Annotated in this window: 5 protein-coding genes; all 5 read right to left on the reverse strand. The window is 68.0% G+C overall.

The annotated features are described in order from the left end of the window. Positions 1 to 118: 118 nt before the first annotated feature. Positions 119 to 1,303 carry an HlyD family type I secretion periplasmic adaptor subunit gene (locus ABE528_RS12495; protein WP_152956604.1) on the reverse strand — a complete coding sequence of 395 codons (1,185 nt, stop codon included), beginning with the start codon at positions 1,301 to 1,303 and terminating at the stop codon, positions 119 to 121. Beyond that, on the reverse strand, positions 1,300 to 3,468 hold the full coding sequence (locus tag ABE528_RS12500) for a type I secretion system permease/ATPase (protein ID WP_346653136.1): 2,169 nt from the start codon (positions 3,466 to 3,468) through the stop codon (positions 1,300 to 1,302). Before ABE528_RS12500 ends, ABE528_RS12495 begins: the two co-directional genes overlap by 4 nt. Continuing rightward, positions 3,465 to 4,898 (reverse strand): TolC family outer membrane protein, encoded by a 1,434-nt coding sequence (locus ABE528_RS12505; protein ID WP_346653137.1) that lies wholly within the window; start codon positions 4,896 to 4,898, stop codon positions 3,465 to 3,467. Before ABE528_RS12505 ends, ABE528_RS12500 begins: the two co-directional genes overlap by 4 nt. A gap of 63 nt (positions 4,899 to 4,961) precedes the next feature. Beyond that, a complete protein-coding gene (locus ABE528_RS12510) occupies positions 4,962 to 16,457 on the reverse strand; it encodes a BapA/Bap/LapF family large adhesin (RefSeq protein ID WP_346653138.1) in 11,496 nt (3,831 codons plus the stop codon). Positions 16,458 to 16,652: 195 nt separating this feature from the next. Further along, the gene (norR, locus tag ABE528_RS12515) at positions 16,653 to 18,206 is read right to left on the reverse strand and encodes a nitric oxide reductase transcriptional regulator NorR (protein WP_346653139.1); all 1,554 of its coding nucleotides are present in this window, start codon (positions 18,204 to 18,206) and stop codon (positions 16,653 to 16,655) included. Between the last annotated feature and the right edge of the window lie 45 nt (positions 18,207 to 18,251).

Raw genomic sequence — 18,251 nt, forward strand, 5'->3', positions numbered from 1 at the left:
GGCGATTGGCCGCGAAGCGGCCCCAGGATTTAAGGTTGTTGCATAAATTGCCGGGGCCGCTTTGCGGCCCATCGCCGGCAAGCGCGGCTCCCACAAGGGCTTTGTGCTGCCTTTGAGGTCAGCGTTCGCGCAAGGCCTCGCGGGCGCGGTTCAGCGGTTTGATCAGGTAATCGAGGATGGTCTTCTCGCCAGTGCGGATATCCACCGTGGCAATCATCCCCGGCACAATGGCGAAGTGCTTGCCGGCCTTGTTGGTCAGGCTGTCCTGTTCGGTGCGGATGAACACCCGGTAGTAGTAGATCTCCGGTTTCACCTCATCCTGCAGGGTATCCGGCGATATCCCCACGACCTTGCCTTCCAGCCCGCCATACACCGAGTAGTCATAAGCACTGATCTTGACCTTGGCTGCCTGGTCGGGGTGGATGAAGGCGATGTCCCGTGGGGCGATGCGGGTTTCGATCAGCAGGCGCTCATCCATCGGCACGATCTTCATCACTTGCCCGCCAGGCTGCACCACGCCGCCCAGGGTGTTGACCTCGATATCCTTGACGATGCCGCGTACCGGCGAACGCAGGGTCAGGCGCGTCAGCGAATCGCTGCGCCCGCGGATCACTTCCGACAGGCTGTCGGCCTCGGCACTGGCCTTGGCCAACTCTTCGCGTGCGCGCACCAGGTACTCGGAGCGGGCTTCGTTGGCCTTGAGTTCCAGCTCCGAACGCTGGCGGTTCAAGCGGATCACTTCGACCCGGCTGGAGGCGCCCATCTTGGCCAGGTTCTCGGTGATCTTCAGCTCCGCGCGCACCAGCCGCAGCGAATCCTCGATGCCGGCCAAGGTCTGCTCCAGGCCACGGCGGCGGGTCTCGTACAGCGCCGTCTCGGCGTCGATCAGCTCGGGCGAATCACGCAGGCTTTCAGGGAAGCTCAGCGGCTTGCCGGTAACCTCGGCACGCAGGCGCGCCACGCTGGCCTTGGCTGCACGGTATTTGGCTTCGCTTTCGCCAACGCTGGAAGCGGTCTTGGTCGGGTCGAGCTGGGCGAGCACCTGGCCGCGTTCCACCAGGTCGCCTTCGGCCACGTTCATCTCGGCAACGATGCCGCCTTCGAACGACTGGATCACCTGCTCGCGTGAACTGGGAATCACCTTGCCGGTGCCGGTGGACACCTCGGTCACCTCGAACCACGCCGCCCAGGCCAGGAACGCCGCGAGCATGAGTGCGCAAATGGTGATGATGCGGCCGGCGCGCAGCACGGCCTGGTCGTCCTGGCCGTCCAGATACGAGGCGGGGAGTTCGTGGTTGCTCATGCCTGCGCTCCTTGCAGCTTGGCCAGGGCGGCGTCGCGTTGGTCGTCGATGACGATGCGCCCGCCGTCCAGCACGATGATGCGGTCCACACGCTGCAGCACGCTGAGGCGGTGGGTGGCGATCACCAGGGTGCGGCCCTGGCAGAAGCGCTCGAGGTTATCCAGCAGCTTGCGTTCGGTGACGTCGTCGAGCGAGGCGGTGGGCTCGTCGAGCAGCAGCACCTGCGGTTGGCGAACCAGCAAACGGGCGAGCACCAGGGCCTGGCGCTGCCCGCCGGACAGGCCCTGGCCGCCTTCGAGGATCAGGTGGTCGAGGCCTTTGGGCAGGTGGCGGACGAATTCCAGTGCGCCGGTGGCGGCCAGCGCGGCCACCAGTTCCTGGTCGCTGGCCTGGCCGGCGCCGAGGGTGAGGTTTTCCCGCAGGGTGCCGTGGAACAGCCGGGCGTACTGGGCCAGCAGGCCGACGTCACGGCGCAGGTCGGCCGGGTCGAGGTGGGCCAGGGCGATGCCGTCTAGGCTGACCTCGCCCTGGCTCAGGTCCATGGCACCGCCCAGTGCCTGCAGCAGGGTCGATTTGCCGGCGCCGTTGCGCCCGAGCACGGCGATGCGCTCACCGGGCTGTATGACGAGCTGGGCGATGTTCAGTACGGGAGGCGCTTCCGGGCTGTAACGGAAGTTGGCCTGGCGCAGCACATATTCGCCACGGATCGCCGGCAGGTGCACGCGGGCCTCGCCTTCGGGGTGGTCAACCGGTGCCTGCATCAGTTTATCCAGGCCCTCCAGGGCCACCTTGGCCTGCTGCCAGCGGGTCAGCACATGGGTCAGCTGCGCCAGCGGCGCCATCATCCGCGATGACAGCATCGAAGCGGCCACCAGGCTACCGGTGGTGAGGTCGCCGGCAATCACCATCGGCGCACCGATCACGATGACCACGGCAAACACCGCGCCCTGCACATTCTGGGTCCAGGTCACCAGGCCGTTGGTCAGGGTGCGCAGGCGCAGGCTGGAGTGCGCGCAGGCGGCGTTGTACTGGTTCCACTGGCGCTCGAAGCGCGCCTCGGCCTGCAGCGCCTTGATCTCGTCCAGGCCCTGGATGCTCTCAACCAGCATGGCGTTGCGCAGCGACGACTCGCGCATCGAGGCATTGGCCAGTGCCGCCAGCCGCCGCTGCGCCAGCAGCCCTGGGATGACCATGGCCAGCAGCGCCACCAGCGGGATGAACACCAGCACCCCGCCGATCAGCCAGAACACCAGCAGGAATAGCAGGAAGAACGGCAGGTCGGCCAAGGCCGTGGCGGTGCTCGAAGTGATCAGGTCGCGGATCGACTCCAGTTCACGCAGCTGAGAGATGAACGAGCCAGTGGATTTCGGCCGTGCCGAATTACGCAGGCGCAGCGCATGGCCGTAGACCAGGTCAGACACCCGCAGGTCGGCACGCTTGCCCAGCAGGTCGGTGACCTTCAGCCGCAGCAGGCGCATGCTGAAATCGAACACCAGCGCCAGCACCACGCCCCCGAACAGCACGTACAGGGTCGGCAGGGACTCGGCGGGAATCACCCGGTCATACACCTGCATCGAAAACAGCACCCCGGCCAGGGCCAGCACGTTGGCCACCAAGGAGGCGACCATCACCTGGCCATACGGGCGCAGGTCGCGCAGCACGATGCGGGTGAACCAGTGGCGATCGTAGGGCGCGGTGTAGTCGTCGGTGCGCACATCGCGCAGCGGCCGTGCCGGGCGCATCAAGGCCACGCGGTTGATGCGCCCTTCGAGCGCTTCACGGGGCAGGCGCGAGGTCAGGCGCTGGTCACCGGCAAACACCACAGCCAGTTCGTTTTCCTCGGTCACCGCCTCGACCGTGGCCAGCTGGCCATCGTCCAGTTCCAGCACCAGCGGCGTGCGCCATTGGCGCAAGGCCTTGGCGTCGTAGCGCACGAAGCGCAAGGTCAGCCCGGCCTGGCGCGCCATGTGCCGGAGGATTTCATCCAGCGGGCGCGCATCTTCCACCGCTGCCAGGCGGATACGCTGGGGCGAGACGTCCAGGCGGTAGTGGTGGGCGACTTGCAGCATCACTTCCAGCCAGGGGCCGAGATCAGGGCGGTGCACCACCGCCGGCTCCGGGTTCTGTGCCTGACCGGCCTGGCTCAGCTTGACGGTATCGTTCATGGCTCGATTTCCACCCCTTGCAGGTTGCGCCCTTCCAGCCCGAAGGCGGTGCGCAGGGCGCCGGAGTTGTACAGGCAGTCGACGTCCAGGCGCAGCAGGTCGGAACGGGTGCCGGCGAGTTCGAAGCGTGACTGGTAGATCTCCTGCTCGGCGTTGAGCAGGTCGAGCAAGGGCCGGGTGCCCAGGTCCAGGTACTGCCGGCCATACAGCTCGCGGGCTTCCTGGATGCTGGCCTGGCGCGCCTCCAGCGAACTCAGGCGCCGGCCCAGCCCGGAGGTCTGCGCCATGGCTTCGGCCAGGCCACGGCGGGCTTGCAGGCGCGCGGCGTCTTCGGCGGAATCGGCGGCGCTCAAGGCGTGGCCGGCGGCGCGGCTGCGGGCGCTGATGGCGCCACCCTGGTAGATGGGCACCTCGACGTTCAGGTAGATGCCCGCCTGGGTGCGGTCCAGGCTGCGGTTGTCGCGGTTGTAGTCGTTGTCCAGGTAGTGGTTGACCTGCGGTTGCAGCGACAGTGTGGGGTAGGCCTCGGCCTTGGCCTGGGCCAGTTCGGCCTGGGACTGGGCGCGCAAGGCCAGGGCCATCAGCACCGCCGGCAGGCGGTCGCTAGCGCCTGAAGAGCGCTTGCAGGCCTGGTTCAGCTCCGGTGGCGACTCCTCGGCCAGGGCCGGCGGTGCCACGCGGCCGAGCAGTTCGGCCAGGGTCGAACGCCAGCGTTCGTACTGCGACTGGTATTCCTCGAGGGTGGCGCGGGCGCCTTCCACCCGCGACTCGGCCTGGACCACATCGGAGCGGGTGCTGGCGCCCATGTCGCTGCGCTGGCGGGCCATGCCGGCGATGTCGCCGACGCCAAGGATCTGGTCGCGGGCAATCACCATCAGCTGTTCATAGCGGCGGGTTTCGATCCAGGCGTAGGCGGTGTCGCGGGCGAGGTCGTCGACCACCAGCAGGATGTTGGCCTGGGCCCGGGTAGCGGCGGCCTGGGCGGCACTGACGGCATGGTCGACCTTGCCGAAGTCGTAGAGCATCTGCTTCAACGACAGGTTCAATGCCTGGCTGTTGCGGTCACCGCCATAGCCGGAGTCATAGCCGGTGCGGATACCGCCGGAAATCTGCGGGTAATACCCGGCACGGGCGACGTTGATGCCTTCGCCCTGCTTGTAGAGGTTGCCGACAGCTTCGGCGATGCTCGGGTGCCACTGGGCGGCGGTCAGCACCGCCTCGGCCAGCCCCAGGCGGTCGCCATTGCTGGTGGCCTGGCCTGACGGCGGGCGAGCGGGGATGGCATCGGGCGCATCACGCATCAATGACGGCCCGATGGTGCGCAGTCTGGGGTCTATGTCATCGGCTGCCTGGGCAACCGGGTTGAGGTTCAACACCAGGAGCCCGAAGGCCCCCAGCCACAGCGGTGACAGCGGACTGCGTCGCTTCACGAAATTCCCTTACTGCTGTTCGTCCTTGCCGCCGGGCGCACTGCCCGGCGGATTGCGCCGGCCTCAAACGACATGGATGCTGTTCTGCACCCACAGGTGGTGGCTTGGATCTTCCTGGGCCGTGTACTGGTTATAGTCGATGCCGTCGACGGTCTGGTTGCCGACCAGGGTCCAGTTGTCCGTCATGTGCACCGAATCTTTGTCATCCCCCTTGATGATCAGCGTGTCGTTGCCGGTTTCGGTGATTGCCACCACGTCCGCCAGGTTGAGGGTCAGGGCCACCGCACTGGTGTCGTTGAGGTCGATCACCTCGATGTTGTGGATACGGTCGGCCAGGGTGCCCAGGTCGATGCTGGTATCGCCGCCACCCCACAGCAGGGTGTCGGTACCAATGCCACCATCGACGCTGGCGAACTGCTGGTCGACCACTTCGAGGATGTCGTTGCCAGCGCCGCCTTCCAGGGTGATGTGCCCGCCCTGGCTGCCGACCAAGTGGTCGTTGCCGTCGCTACCGGCGAGCACTTCGCTGGACGTGGCGGCCGCCACGCTGGCCACGGTGAGGCTGTCGTCGCTGGTGTCGGCCACCAGTGCGGAGAAGGTAGTGACGCTGGCGGCGTTGTCCAGGTTGACGGTGAGTGTGGCGGTGTCGGTGGTGCCGTTAGGGTGGGTCAGTTCGTAGGTGAAGGTGTCGTGCTGGCCGATCACCGCCGAGGTCAGCCCGCTGTTGAGGGTGTAGGTGTAGCTGCCGTCCGCATGCACCAGCAGCGTGCCGTAGGTGCCGGCCACACTGACCCCGTTGTAGCCGGGGATGGTGTAGGTGCCAGCGGCCGTCAGCACGCTCAGCACGGTCAATGCCGAACCCAGGTTGTCGGTACCGGCCGGGTCGGTGATCAGGTTGCCGCTGGCCACCGTGGCGCTGCTGACCACGAACTCGGTGAGGTGGGTGGTGGTGGTATTGAGGCTGGTGGTGATCGAACTGGCCAGGCCGATGCCACCGGCGCTGACCACGATGTGGTAGGTGCCTGCGCCCTGGTTCTGGAAGGTATAGCCGGCGCCGCCACCGAGCAGGCTGATCAGCGAGCTGCCGCTGACCGTCTGCACCACGTCGTACTGACCGGTGCTGGTGTTGAGCTTGAGCAGCTGGATGGTGGTGCCGTTGAGCAGGCTCAGCAGATTGGTGGAGTTGACCACCACTTGCAGGTTGGCTGTGGTGTCGGCGGCCACCGTAGTGGTGTAGGTGGCCGAGCGCGAGCCGATCAGTGGCAGGGTCAGTGAGCCTAGGGTAGCGCTGCTGCTGTCGACCCGGTTGGCCAGGGTGATGTGGCTGCTGTCGACATCGTTGACCGCATCCACCACCGTGGCCGGCGCGCCGAGGTTGCTGTTGTTCCAGGTCTCCGTGGCTTGTGGGCTGTCGATGCGCACGTAGAGGTTGGCCGTAGAGGTCAGCCCGTTCGGGTGCACCAGCTCGTAGCTGAACACATCCACCTTGCCGACGCTCGCCGGGCTGCCGTTGGGGGTGTAGGTGTAGCTGCCGTCGGCATGGATCACCAGGGTGCCGTACTGGCCCTGCACCGTGGTGCCCGCGCCGCTGGCTGCGGTCACGTAGGTGCCGTTGATCAGTACCTTCAGCACGGCGCCGCTGTCCGGGCCGAGGGCGTCGACCGCGCCATTGGTGCCCGGGTCGGTGATGACGTTGCCCGAGGTGGCGGTGCCGGTGCCAGTGAACTGGGTCAGGCTGGTGGCTTCGATGTCCAGGCTGGTGGTGACCTGGGTCACCAGGCCAATGCCGCCGCTGGCCACGGTCAGGCGGTAGTCGCCTGCCTGCAGCTTGCCGATGTCGACCTGGAGCCCCAGCGGCAGCACGATCAGGTCGAGCAGCCCCTGGGTGTTGCCGGTGGCGATGGTGACCCAGGCACCGCTGGCGTCTTTTACCTGCAGGGTGAAGGTGGAGTTGTTGAGCAGTGCCAGCACGCTGTTGGTGGTCAGCGTCAGGGTCGGGTCGACCGTGGTGCCGGGCGCCACCGTCCAGGTGTAGGTCTTGCTGAAGCCCGACAACAGGGTGGTGAAGCTGTCGGTGTAGGTGGTGGTGGCGGTGACCGGCGCCAGGTTGACGGTGGCGGTGGCCAGGTTGTTGCTGGCGACTACCGGGGCGTTGGCATCGACGTCGGGCGCGGTGATGTTGACGTTGCCGGAGACGTTGCTGCGTGGGTCGGTCAAGGTCACCGACAGCACCTGGCCGTTGTCCTGGGCCGGGCTCAGGGTGACAGTGAAGGTGCCGTTGGCCTGCACCACGGCGGTTTGCAGCACGGTGCCGCTGGCGCTGCGCACGGTGACCGTGGCGCCGACCTCGCCGGTGCCGGTGAGGGTGGTGCCGTCGGCGCTGATCACCAGGTTGCTGGCGTTGGCCGGTGGGGTGAGGTCCGGGGCGGTCAGCGCCGTGGCGGTGGAGGTGTTGCCTGCGGCGTCAGTGAGGGTGACGGTCAGTGCCTGGAAGTTGATTTGCGCCGTGCTCAGGCTGACCACGTACTGGCCGTTGCTGCCCACCGTGGCGGTGCCGAGCACGGTGCCGGCACTGTTGCGCACGGTGACCGTGCTGCCGATTTCGCCAGAGCCGCTGACCGAGGTGCCATTGGCGTTGATGGCGGCCACCGGCGCGGCTGGCGGGCTGGTGTCTGGCGCGGTGATGCCGGTACTGCCAGACACGTTGTTGCCGGCGTCAGTCTGGCGCACGACCAGGGCCTGGCCGTTGTTCTGGGTGCTGGTCAGGGTGACGCTGAAGGTGCCGTCGCCCTGCACGATGGCGGTGCCGAGCGAACCACCCGGGCCTTGCACGGTCACGGTGGCACCCGGCTCGCCGTTACCGGTGAGCACGGTGCCCGCGCCATTGATTGCCAGGTTGGTCGGTGCCAGCGGCGCCTGGGTGTCGGGCGCGGTGTAGCTGGTGGCGCCGGAAACGTTTTGCGCGGCGTCGGCCTGGGTCAGGCTCAGTACCTGACCGTTGAGCTGGGCACTGCTGAGGTTGATGCTGAACGCCCCGGCGCCATTGACCAGGCCGCTGCCGAGGATGTTGCCGCCGGCATCACGCACGGTCACCGTGGCGCCGGCTTCACCGGTACCGCTGAGCACCAGGCCGTTGGCCGACAGCGCGCTGACCACCGGGTTGGCCGGTGGAGTGATGTCGGCGGCGGTGACGAATACCGGTTGCGACTCACCCCCCAGCAGCGACACCGAAGTCACCGACAAATGTTGCCCGTTGAGCTGGGCGGCGCTCAGGGTGATGGAGAAACCACCGTTGAGGATGTTGGCCGAGCCGCTGCCAATCAGGTTGCCCGCGGCGTCATAGACACGGATGGAGGTGCCGGTGGCGGCGGTCCCCGTGAGGGTCAGGCCGTCGGCGGCCAGTGTCACGCTGATGGGGGGCTCCGGTGGCGGCACCAGTGGCGTGACGTAGGTCGCCACGGCCGAGGTGTTGTTGGCGGCGTCGGTCTGGGTCACGGCCAGGGAGGCGACCGACCCGGGTGCCGGTTGCAGGTTGATCGAGAAGTTGCCGCCGGCGTCCACCAGGCCGGTGCCTATTACCACGCCGCCGAAGCTGACGGTCACGCGGGCGCCGGCTTCGCCGCGCCCGGTGAGGATGTCGTAGGTGTTGTTGACGGCGAGGTTGGTCACGGCCGCAGGCGGTGAGGTGTCGGCGGTCTGGTACTGGGCGGGCGTCGAGGTGTTGCCGGCGCTGTCGGTGGCGATCACGGTCAGCAGCTGGCCGTTGTTCTGCGCCGCGTTCAGGGTCACGGTGAAGTTACCGCCCGCTGGCACGGTGACGGTACCGACCACGGTGCCGGCCGGATCGCGCACGCTGATGATGCTGCCCACCTCACCGGTGCCGCTGAGTAATGTGCCGTTGCCGGTCAGGTTGAGGTTGGCGGGCTGCGTCGGTGGGGTCAGGTCGGGCGCGGTCAGCTGCAGCGGTGCAGATGGGTTGCCGGTGGCGTCCTGGGCAATGACGCTGAGCACTTGGCCGTTGATTTGCGCTGAAGTCAGGTTGAGTACGAAGGTGCCGTCGGGGTCGATGGTGCCCTGGCCGAGCATATTGCCCTGGCTGTCCATCACGGTGACGCGCGCCCCGGCCTCACCGGTGCCCACCAGCTGGGTGCCGCTGGCGTTGAGGCTGGCGACCACCGTGGCCGGTGGCGTGCTGTCGATGGCGGTGACGGTACTGATTGGCGAGACGTTGCCGCTGGCGTCCGCCAGGGTCACTTGCAGGGTCTGGCCGCTGAGCTGGGCTGGGCTGAGGTTGACCACGAAGGTGCCGTTGGGCCCGACCGTGGCGGTGCCGATTTCGGTAGTGCCGGCGAACACGCGCACGGTGCTGCCGACTTCGCCGGTACCGCCGAGCTGGTCACCTGCCGCATTGAGGTGCAGGTCGGTGGCTGCGGCCGGCGGGGTGAGGTCCGGTGCGTTGAGCGTGACCGGCTCGCTGATGTTGCCGGGTGGGTCGGCCTGCTGCACCGACAGCACCTGCTGGTTGACCTGCGCGGGGCTCAGTTCGACACGGAAGCTGCCATCGGCGAGCACCACGGTGGTGCCCAGCACCACGCCGGCGGTGTTGGTCACGGTGACTGTCGCACCGGGCTCGCCCGAGCCGCTGACCACGCTGCCGTTGGCATTGATCACCACGTTGGTGAGGATGTCTGGCGGCGTGAAGTCAGGTGTCTGCAGGGTGGCGGCTGGCGACACGTTACCGGCGCCGTCGGTCTGGGTGAAGCTGAGCACTTCGGCGTTGCCCAGGGCCGGGTTGAGGGTCAGGGTGAAGTAGCCGCTGGCATCGACCAGGGCCGTGCCGATCTGCTGGCCGGCCGGGCTGGTCACGATCACCGTGGCGCCGGCTTCGCCTCGCCCGGTGATGGTCGCACCATCGCTGGAAATGGCCAGTTCGCTGGGCGCATCAGGGGGGGTGGTGTCGGGTGCGGTGATGGCGCTGGCGCTGGACTGGTTGCCGGCGGCATCGGTCAGCACCACCTGCACCGCCTGGCCGTTGGCCTGTGGCGGGTTGAGGGTGACCTGGAAGCTGCCGTTGCTCATCACCGTGGCGGTGCCCAGCACGGTGCCGTCGGCCGCGACGACTTTCACCGTGGTATTGGCTTCGCCGGTACCGTTGAGCAGGCTGCCGCCACTGGCGAATGCCAGGTTGGCTGGCGCATTCGGTGCAGTGGTGTCAGGCGCGGTCAGGCTGACGCTGTTGGACTCGTTGCCGGCAGCGTCGGTTTGCGCGGCGCTGAGCCGTTCGCCGTTGACCTGGGCGGCGGCGAGGTTGACGCTGAAGTTGCCATTGGCGCCCACCACGGCGGTGCCCAGATTGGCCCCGCCGAAACCGAGCACGGTCACCGTGGCACCTGGTTCGCCATGGCCGGTGAGCACCAGACCATCGTTGGACAGCACCAGGTTGGTCAGCGCTTGCGGCGCAGTGGTGTCCGGTGCCTGCAGGTCGGCCGGCAGTGAGGCGCTGCCATCGGTCCCTACGGCGCTGACTTGCAACAGCTCGCCGTTGGCCTGGGCGCTGCCGAGGTTGACGGTGAAGGTGCCGTCGTTGCCGACCGGGGCGGAGCCCAGCAGCACACCGCCGGCGCCGTAGACGTTGACCGTGCTGCCTGGCGCGGCGCTGCCGGTGACGACCAGGCCATCGGCGGACAGCACCAGGTTGTCGGGTGCGTCTGGCGCCAGCGCACCGGGTGCAGTGACGCTTTGGGCTGGCGAGGCATTTTGCGCAGCGTCGGTCTGCACCACGCTGAGGCTTGCGCCCGTCGTGGCGGCCGGTGCAAGGCTGACCGTGAAGCGACCATCGTTGCCCACCGTGGCGGTGCCGAGCGACGAACCGTCCGGGGCGCGTACGGTGACCGTTGCGCCCGCTTCGCCGGTCCCCATCAACGTGGTGCCGTCGGCGGATACCGCCAGGTTGGCGACTGCTGCTGGTGCTGTGGTGTCGGCAGCGGTGTACGACGCTGCGGGCGATACGTTGCCTGCTGCATCGGTGGCCGTGACGTGCAAGGTCTGGCCGTTCGTCTGGGCACTGTTCAGGGTGACCTGGAAGGTGCCGTTGCTGTTGGCCAAGACGGTGCCGAGCAGATTGCCCGCGGCGTCGCGCACGGTCACCGTGCTGCCGGCCTCGGCACTGCCGCTCAGTTGCAGGCCGCTGCCGGCCAGGGCCAGGGCGGTGGGCGCCGCGGGTGGGGTATGGTCGGGGGCGGTCACTGCGACGGCGGCAGAGGTGTTGTTGCCAGCGTCGGTCTGGGTCACGCTCAGGCGCTCGGCGTTGAGCTGCGCAGTGGTGAGGTTGAGGGTGAAGCTGCCGTTGGCGGCCACCAGGCCGGTGCCGATGATGGTGCCGTCAGGGCCACGCACGGTCACCGAGGCGCCGGCTTCACCCAGGCCGGTGAGGGTCAGGCCGTTGTTGTTGAGCACCACGTTGGTCAGCGCCGCCGGGGCACTGAGGTCGCTGGTGACGACAGTGACCGCTGGCGAGGTGTTGCCCGCAGCATCCAGCTGGGTCACGCCGAGCGCCTGGCCGGTGGCCTGCGAGGTCGCGAAGGTGACCGTGAAGCGCCCGTCTGCACCCACGGTGGCGCTGCCCAGCACGGCGCCGCTGGCATCGCGCACCTGCACCGTGGCACCGACTTCACCGCTGCCGGACAGCTGCCGGCCATCGTTGCTGAGCGCTGGGTTGGTAATGGCTGCCGGTGGCGTGCGGTCCGGGGTTGCCAGGCTGGCCGGGCCGGACACGTTGCCGGCGGCGTCGCTGAGGGTCACCTGGAGCGTGCTGCCGGTGGTCTGTGCGCTGGGCAGGGTGATCTGGAACTGGCCGCTCTGGTTGACCGTGCCGGTGGCCAATACGGCGCCACTGGCATCGCGCACGGTCACCAGTGCGCCCGCTTCGCCCAGGCCACTGACCACCGTGGCGGCGCTGTTCAGGCTCAGGCCGCTGGCGGCATCCGGGGCTTGCAGGTCAGGCGCCTGCAAGGTGGCGGCCAGCGAGACGTTGCCGGCGGCGTCGGCCTGGGTAATGGTGAGGTTCTGCGCGTTGGTCTGCGCTGGCACCAGGCTGATGTTGAACAGGCCGTTGCTGCCCACGGTGCCGGTACCTACAAGCGTGCCACTGGCGTCGGTCACCCTCACGGTCGCACCGACTTCACCATGGCCGCTGAGCGTGTTGCCGCTGCGGTTGATGGCCACCTGGGTGGGGGCGTCGGGTGGGGTGGTGTCCGCCGCCACGATGGTGGCGGGCACTGACGGGGTGCCGCTGGACGAATCCCGGGCGGTGACGTTGAGGATCTGGGCGTTGAGCTGGGCATTGGCGAAGAAGATGCGGAAGAAACCGTCGCTGCCGACCGTGCCGGTGCCCAGGGTAGTGCCGCCGGAAGTGACGGTGATCAGTGAGCCGGCGGTGCCTTGACCGGTCAGCAGGAAGCCGTCGGCGCTGATGGCAAGGTTTGTCGGTGCGGCGAGCTCGCTGCCACTCGGGCCGTTCACGGTGATGGCGGTTTCGTTGTTGCCGGCGTCATGGACCACCAGTTGCACGCTGTCGCCAGCGGCCAGCGGTGGGCTGACCTGCACCACGAAGGTACCGTCCGGGCCGACCGTGGCGGTGCCCAGCTCGGTGCTGCCGTCGCGCACGATCACCGTGGTGCCCGGTTCGGCGGTGCCGCTGATGATGCTGCCATCCGGGCTGACCGCAATGCCGCTGGCCGGTGCCGGTGGTGAATTGTCGGCCGCAGTCAAGCTGGTCGGCGCGGTGCCGTTGCCGGCGGCATCGGCGACCACCACGGTCACTGTCTCGCCATTGATCAGGGCCGGGGACAGCGGCACGCTGAAGCTGCCGTCGGGGTTGACCGAGACGGTGGTTTCGACGCCCGTCGGGCTGAGCACGGTGACGGAAGCCGCGCCGGGCGCGTTGCCGGTCAGTGTCAGGCCATCGGCGCTGATCGCCAGGCCTGTGGGGAGGGCAGGCGGGGTGAGATCCGGTGCGGTCGCCTGGCCGGCACTGGAGGCATGGCCCTCGGGATCGGTCTGGGTCACGTCGAGGGTCTGGCCATCCAACTGCGGCGGGTTCAGCGACACGCTGAAGCTGCCACTGGCCGGCACCACTACGCTGCCCAGCAGGTCGCCAGCGGCGTTGCGCACTTGCACGGTGGCACCCGCTTCACCGGTACCTTGCACCTGGGTGCCGTCGGCGCTGACCTGCAACCCGCCCGGGGTGGCCGGGGCGCTGTTGTCGGCGGCGGTGAACGGCGCCGATGGCGAGGCGTTGCCAGCGGCATCGGTGAGTACCACCGATACGGTTTCGCCGCGGGTCTGGGCGGGTGTCAGGGTGATGCTGAAGGTGCCGTCGTCCTCGACCACACCGCTGCCGAGCAACTGCCCGGCAGTATCGCGCACCTGCACGGTGGCACCGGCTTCGCCCTGGCCCGTGAGGGTGATGCCATCGCCACTGAGCCCGAGGCCTTGGGCAGGGGCTGGCGCTTCGCGGTCGCTGGCGGTCAGGGTGTTGGCGGGGGAGGGATTGCCAGCGCCGTCGGTCTGCACCACCGTCAGCAGCTGGCCGTTGAGTTGCGGCGGGGCGAGGGTGATGCGGAAGCTGCCGTCGGCCTCGACCACGGCAGTGCCCAGCACCGCGCCGCCGATGCCCGTCACCTGCACTTGCGCGCCGGGCTCGCCGGTGCCGGTCATCACCGTGCCGTCGGCGGACAGCGCCAGCCCGGCAGTGATGGCTGGTGCCTGGGTGTCTGGCGCTGTCAGGTCGACGGCGGCCGAGACGTTGCCGGTCGGGTCGCGTTGCTCGACGGTCAGGGCCTGGCCATTGGCTTGGGTGGGGTTCAGGGTGACCTGGAAGCTGCCGTCGCCGTTGACCACGGCGGTGCCCAGCACAGTGCCGTTCGGGCCGCGCACGGTGACCGTGGCGCCCGGTTCGCCAGTGCCGGAGACGCTGGTGCCGGTACCGTTGATGCTTGGATTGCTCACGCTCTGCGGTGGCGTGCTGTCGGGGGCGGTGAAGCTGACCGGCCCGGCGCTGTTGCCCAGCGAGTCGGTGGCTTCGACGCTCAGTGCTTCACCGTTGCGCTGGGGCACGTTGAGGGTGACGTCGAAGTGCCCGTCGGCGGCAACGATGGCCGTACCCAGCACGCTGCCGTCGGCGGCGCGCACGGTGACGATCGAGCCTGCCTGGCCGGAGCCGGTGAGGTGCAGGCCGGTGGCGTCGACGGCCAGTGCCGAAGGTTGTAGCGGGCCATCCAGGTCGGGCGCGGTGAGGGGGGCGGTGGAGCTGTTGCCGGCGGCATCGCGCAGCACCACGTCGAGCGCCTGGCCGTTGACCTGGGCGGGCGACAGCGTGACGGTGAAGTAACCGTTGGCGCCGACCGTGGCGGTGCCCAGCAGCGTGCCTTGGGCATTGGTGACCTGCACGGTGGCGCCGACCTCACCGCGGCCACTGAGGGTGATGCCGTCCGCCGTGAGGCTCAGGTCGCTGGCCGCGCTCGGCGGGGTGATGTCCGGGGCGTTGATCTGGCTCGGCAACGAACTGTTGCCGTCGGCGTCGATGGCCACCACGTCGAGCAGTTCGCCATTGGCCTGGGCCGGGGCGAGGGCAATGGTGAAGGTGCCATCGTTACCCACCTGCACGCTGCCGATGAGTGTGCCGTTGGCATCGCGTACCTCCACCAGGCTGCCCACCGGGGCGGTGCCGCTGATGGACGAACCGTCGGCGGCCAGCACCAGCCCGGCAGGGCTTTCTGGCACGGCAACGGCGGGGACGATGACGGTAAGCGCGACCGAGGGGTTGCCGGCAGGGTCGGTCTGCACCAGGGTGATGGACTCTCCGGCGCTGACCGGGCCGTTCAGATCGACCAGGAAGGTGCCGTTGGCTGTCACCACGCCAGTACCAATGACCGTGCCATTGGCGTCACGTACTTCTACCGTGGCACCTGGCTCGCCTCGGCCGGCCACCACCAGGCTACCGGCGCCAATGATGACGTTGCTGATGATCGACGGTGGTGTGGTGTCCGGCACGGTGTAATCCAGCAGTGCCGAACGGTTGCCGGCGGCATCGAACACGCTGATGGCCAGGTGTTCGCCGTCAGTCTGGGCCGCGACGAGGGTGAAGCTGAAGCGGCCATCCGGCCCGACGATGCCGCTGCCGATCAGGGTGCCGTTGGCATCGCGCACTTCCACCCGGGTACCCGCTTCGGCGCTGCCGCTCAGGGTCACGCCATCGACCAGGCTGAGCCCGGTGGGCTGAGCTGGCGGCACCAGGTCCGGTGCGGTCAGCGGGCTTGGCGTCGAGACGTTGCCGGCGGCATCGGTGAGGGTGACCTGCAACGATGAGCCATCGACCACCGGCGAAGTCAGTTGCAAGGTGAAGCTGCCATCGGCTTGAACGGTACCGGTGCCGATCAGCTGACCTTGGTCGTTCAGCACCTTGACGGTGGCACCGACTTCGCCACGGCCCGAGACAGTGCGCCCGTCGGCGCTGACGGCCAGGTTGGTCGGGGCGTTCGGGGGCGTGGTATCGGGTGGGTTCACGACGCTGTCGTGTGGTGCGGTGATGGCGGTGGCGGGAGAGGCGTTGCCGGCCGCGTCGGTGGCAGTCACTTGCAAGGCTTGGCCGTCTGTCTGCGGCGGTTGCAAGGTAACGCTGAACTGGCCGTCGGCACCGGCCACCGCGCTTCCCAATACAGCGCCGTTGGCACCCAGTACCTGCACGGTCGAGCCTGGTTCGGCGCGGCCGGTCAGGGTATTGCCTGGTGCGTTGATCACCAGCTCCGTCGGTGCCGTGGGCGCGGTGAAGTCGGGTGCGGTGACGGCACCGGGCTGCGAGGTGTTGCCGGCAGCATCGGTCAGCGAGACGCCGAGGTTTTCGCCGTTGCCCTGCGGGCTGTTCAGGGCGACATCGAAGCTGCCATCGGCATTCACCGTGCCGCTGCCAATCAGGTTGCCGGCGGCATCGAACACCTTCACCGTGGCACCCGCTTCACCGCGCCCGCTCAGGCGCAGGCCATCAGGCGAGACCAGCAGGTCGATGGGCGTGGCCGGTGCAGTGGTGTCGCCCGGCGCGCTGCCGCCACCGCCACCGCCGCCGCCACCACCACCGTTGTTTGCCGCGGCAGCCACGCCGCCGACACCGAGCAGGCTCAGGCCGGCAATAGCAAAGGTCGAGGTTTCGTTACCGGCGGTGCCGATGCCGGCCACCAGTTCGTCGAGCGAATTCACTTCGTCGAAGGTAAAGCCCGTGAACGCCGTCGCGTCATAGTTGGCGTGCCAGAGGGTGCCGTCTTCGCCGACGAACACCATGTCACTGCCCACACCTGCCTGGTCCACGGCAAAGAAATTGCCGACGGTGACCTTTTCTCCGTTCTTGAGCGTGACGATCAGGTCCTGACCGCGCCGGGTGACGGTCGCCACCTGGTCGGGCGCGACCGGCATCTGCACGACGCCTGGGCTGTTGAGGGTGATGTTGCCCCAGGCATTCTGGGTGGCGACGGCAGATTGCTTGTCGGCGACGACGATGTTGTCCATGAGTGCTCCCTGCTGGATTTCGGTACACAGGACCGTCTTCGCGATCCTTGGCTGGCACAACCTGCCCGACGAACTGAACGTGTTGTGCACAGCTTGGCCGAGTAGTGGCCGCGTAACCGGAGATTAGGGAGATATAGCAGCCCAGCGGATTGCCACCAGATGGCTTTACGGATAGTCCTTTAGTGAGTTGCTGGTTCAGCGAAGCCCCAGGCGACGAGCCAGGCGGCTCAGGTTTGCACGGTCCAGCCCTAGCTCGCGGGCCGCCGCGGCCCAGTTGTCCTCATGACGTTGCAGGCAGGCATCGATCATCTGTCGCTGGTAGTCATCGGTAGCTTCGCGCAGACCACCGGCAGGTATCGCAAGGGGCGCGGGCGGGGCCGGGGAAAGGGGGGCAGTCGCAGTTGGCTGAGTGGGTCGCAGGTCGAGGTCGCTAGCTTCCAAGGTGAGGATACGTGGGCGTTGCGGGTGTTGCCCCATGGCCTTGAGGGCCGAGCGACCGATCAAGTGTTCAAGCTCGCGCACGTTGCCCGGCCAGTCATACGCCAGCAGTGCCGCTTGCGCCTCACTGCTCAGCCGAAGGCTGTTCAAGCCCAGGCGTGACCGGTTCTGTTCGAGGAAATAGCCGGCAAGAAGCAGCACATCTCGCCCTCGTTCGCGTAACGGTGGCACCTGTAGCGGGTACACGCTGAGGCGGTGGTAGAAGTCGGCGCGGTAGTTGCCCGTGCGCACCTCGGCGGCCAGGTCGCGGTTGGTGGCGGCGATCAGGCGCACATCGACGCGGTGTTCGCGGTCCGAGCCCAGGCGTTGCAGTTGGCCGCTCTGCAGCACGCGCAGCAGCTTGGCTTGCACGGTCAGTGGCAATTCGCCGACTTCATCAAGAAACAGCGTGCCACCGTTGGCCAGTTCGAACTTGCCACGCCGCTCGCCGTGGGCACCGGTGAACGCGCCGCGCACATGGCCGAACAGTTCGCTTTCCACCAGGGTATCGGGGAGGGCTGCGCAGTTGAGGCTGACCAGGGGTTGGTCGGCGCGGTTGCTGGCCTGGTGCAGGGCCATGGCCACCAGTTCCTTGCCCACGCCGGTTTCGCCGGTAATCAGCACGGTCAGCTCGCTGCCACCGACCAGGCGGATTTCTTCCAGCAGGCGCTTGTGCGCCGGGCTTTGGCCGATCAGCTCCTTGTCCTGGCCGCTGGCCTGGCGGTAGAGCTCGGCGCGGTGGTGCTCGTCCTCGGCGCGCAGGGCCAGGTGCTCGATGCGTTCGGCCACGGTCACGGTGGCAGCGGCCAGGCTGGCGAAGGCTTGCAGGGCGTCCAGCTCCAGGCTCTGGAACTGGCCGGGGGTGAGGGCGTCGAGGGTAACCAGGCCCCACGGGCGCTCGTCAACCATCAGCGGGCAGCCCATGCAGTCGTGCACTTCAAGGTCGGCGTCAGGGGCGTTGACCAGGCCATCGTAAGGGTCGGGCAGCTCGGAGTCGCTGGCAAAGCGAGTCGGCTCCGGGCGGCTGAGCAGGATCTGGAAGCGCGGGTGTTCACTGACCTTGAAGCGACGGCCCAGGGTATCTGGCGAAAGCCCATCGACGGCCAGCGGCACCAGCCATTCACCCTCCAGGCGCAGCAGTGCGGCGGCATCGCAGGGCAGCAGCCCACGCATGGCCTGCAGCAGGCGGCGGTAGCGCTCCTGATCGGGCAAGTCGCGGGACAGGTCACTGACCAGGGGGAGCAAGGTGGTGAGCAACGGCTTTGTAGTCATATGGACTCCTATTGGTCGATTTGACTATACGCCGGAGTAGGTCGT

Source organism: Pseudomonas sp. TWI628, from assembly GCF_039673865.1.
Lineage (GTDB): Bacteria > Pseudomonadota > Gammaproteobacteria > Pseudomonadales > Pseudomonadaceae > Aquipseudomonas.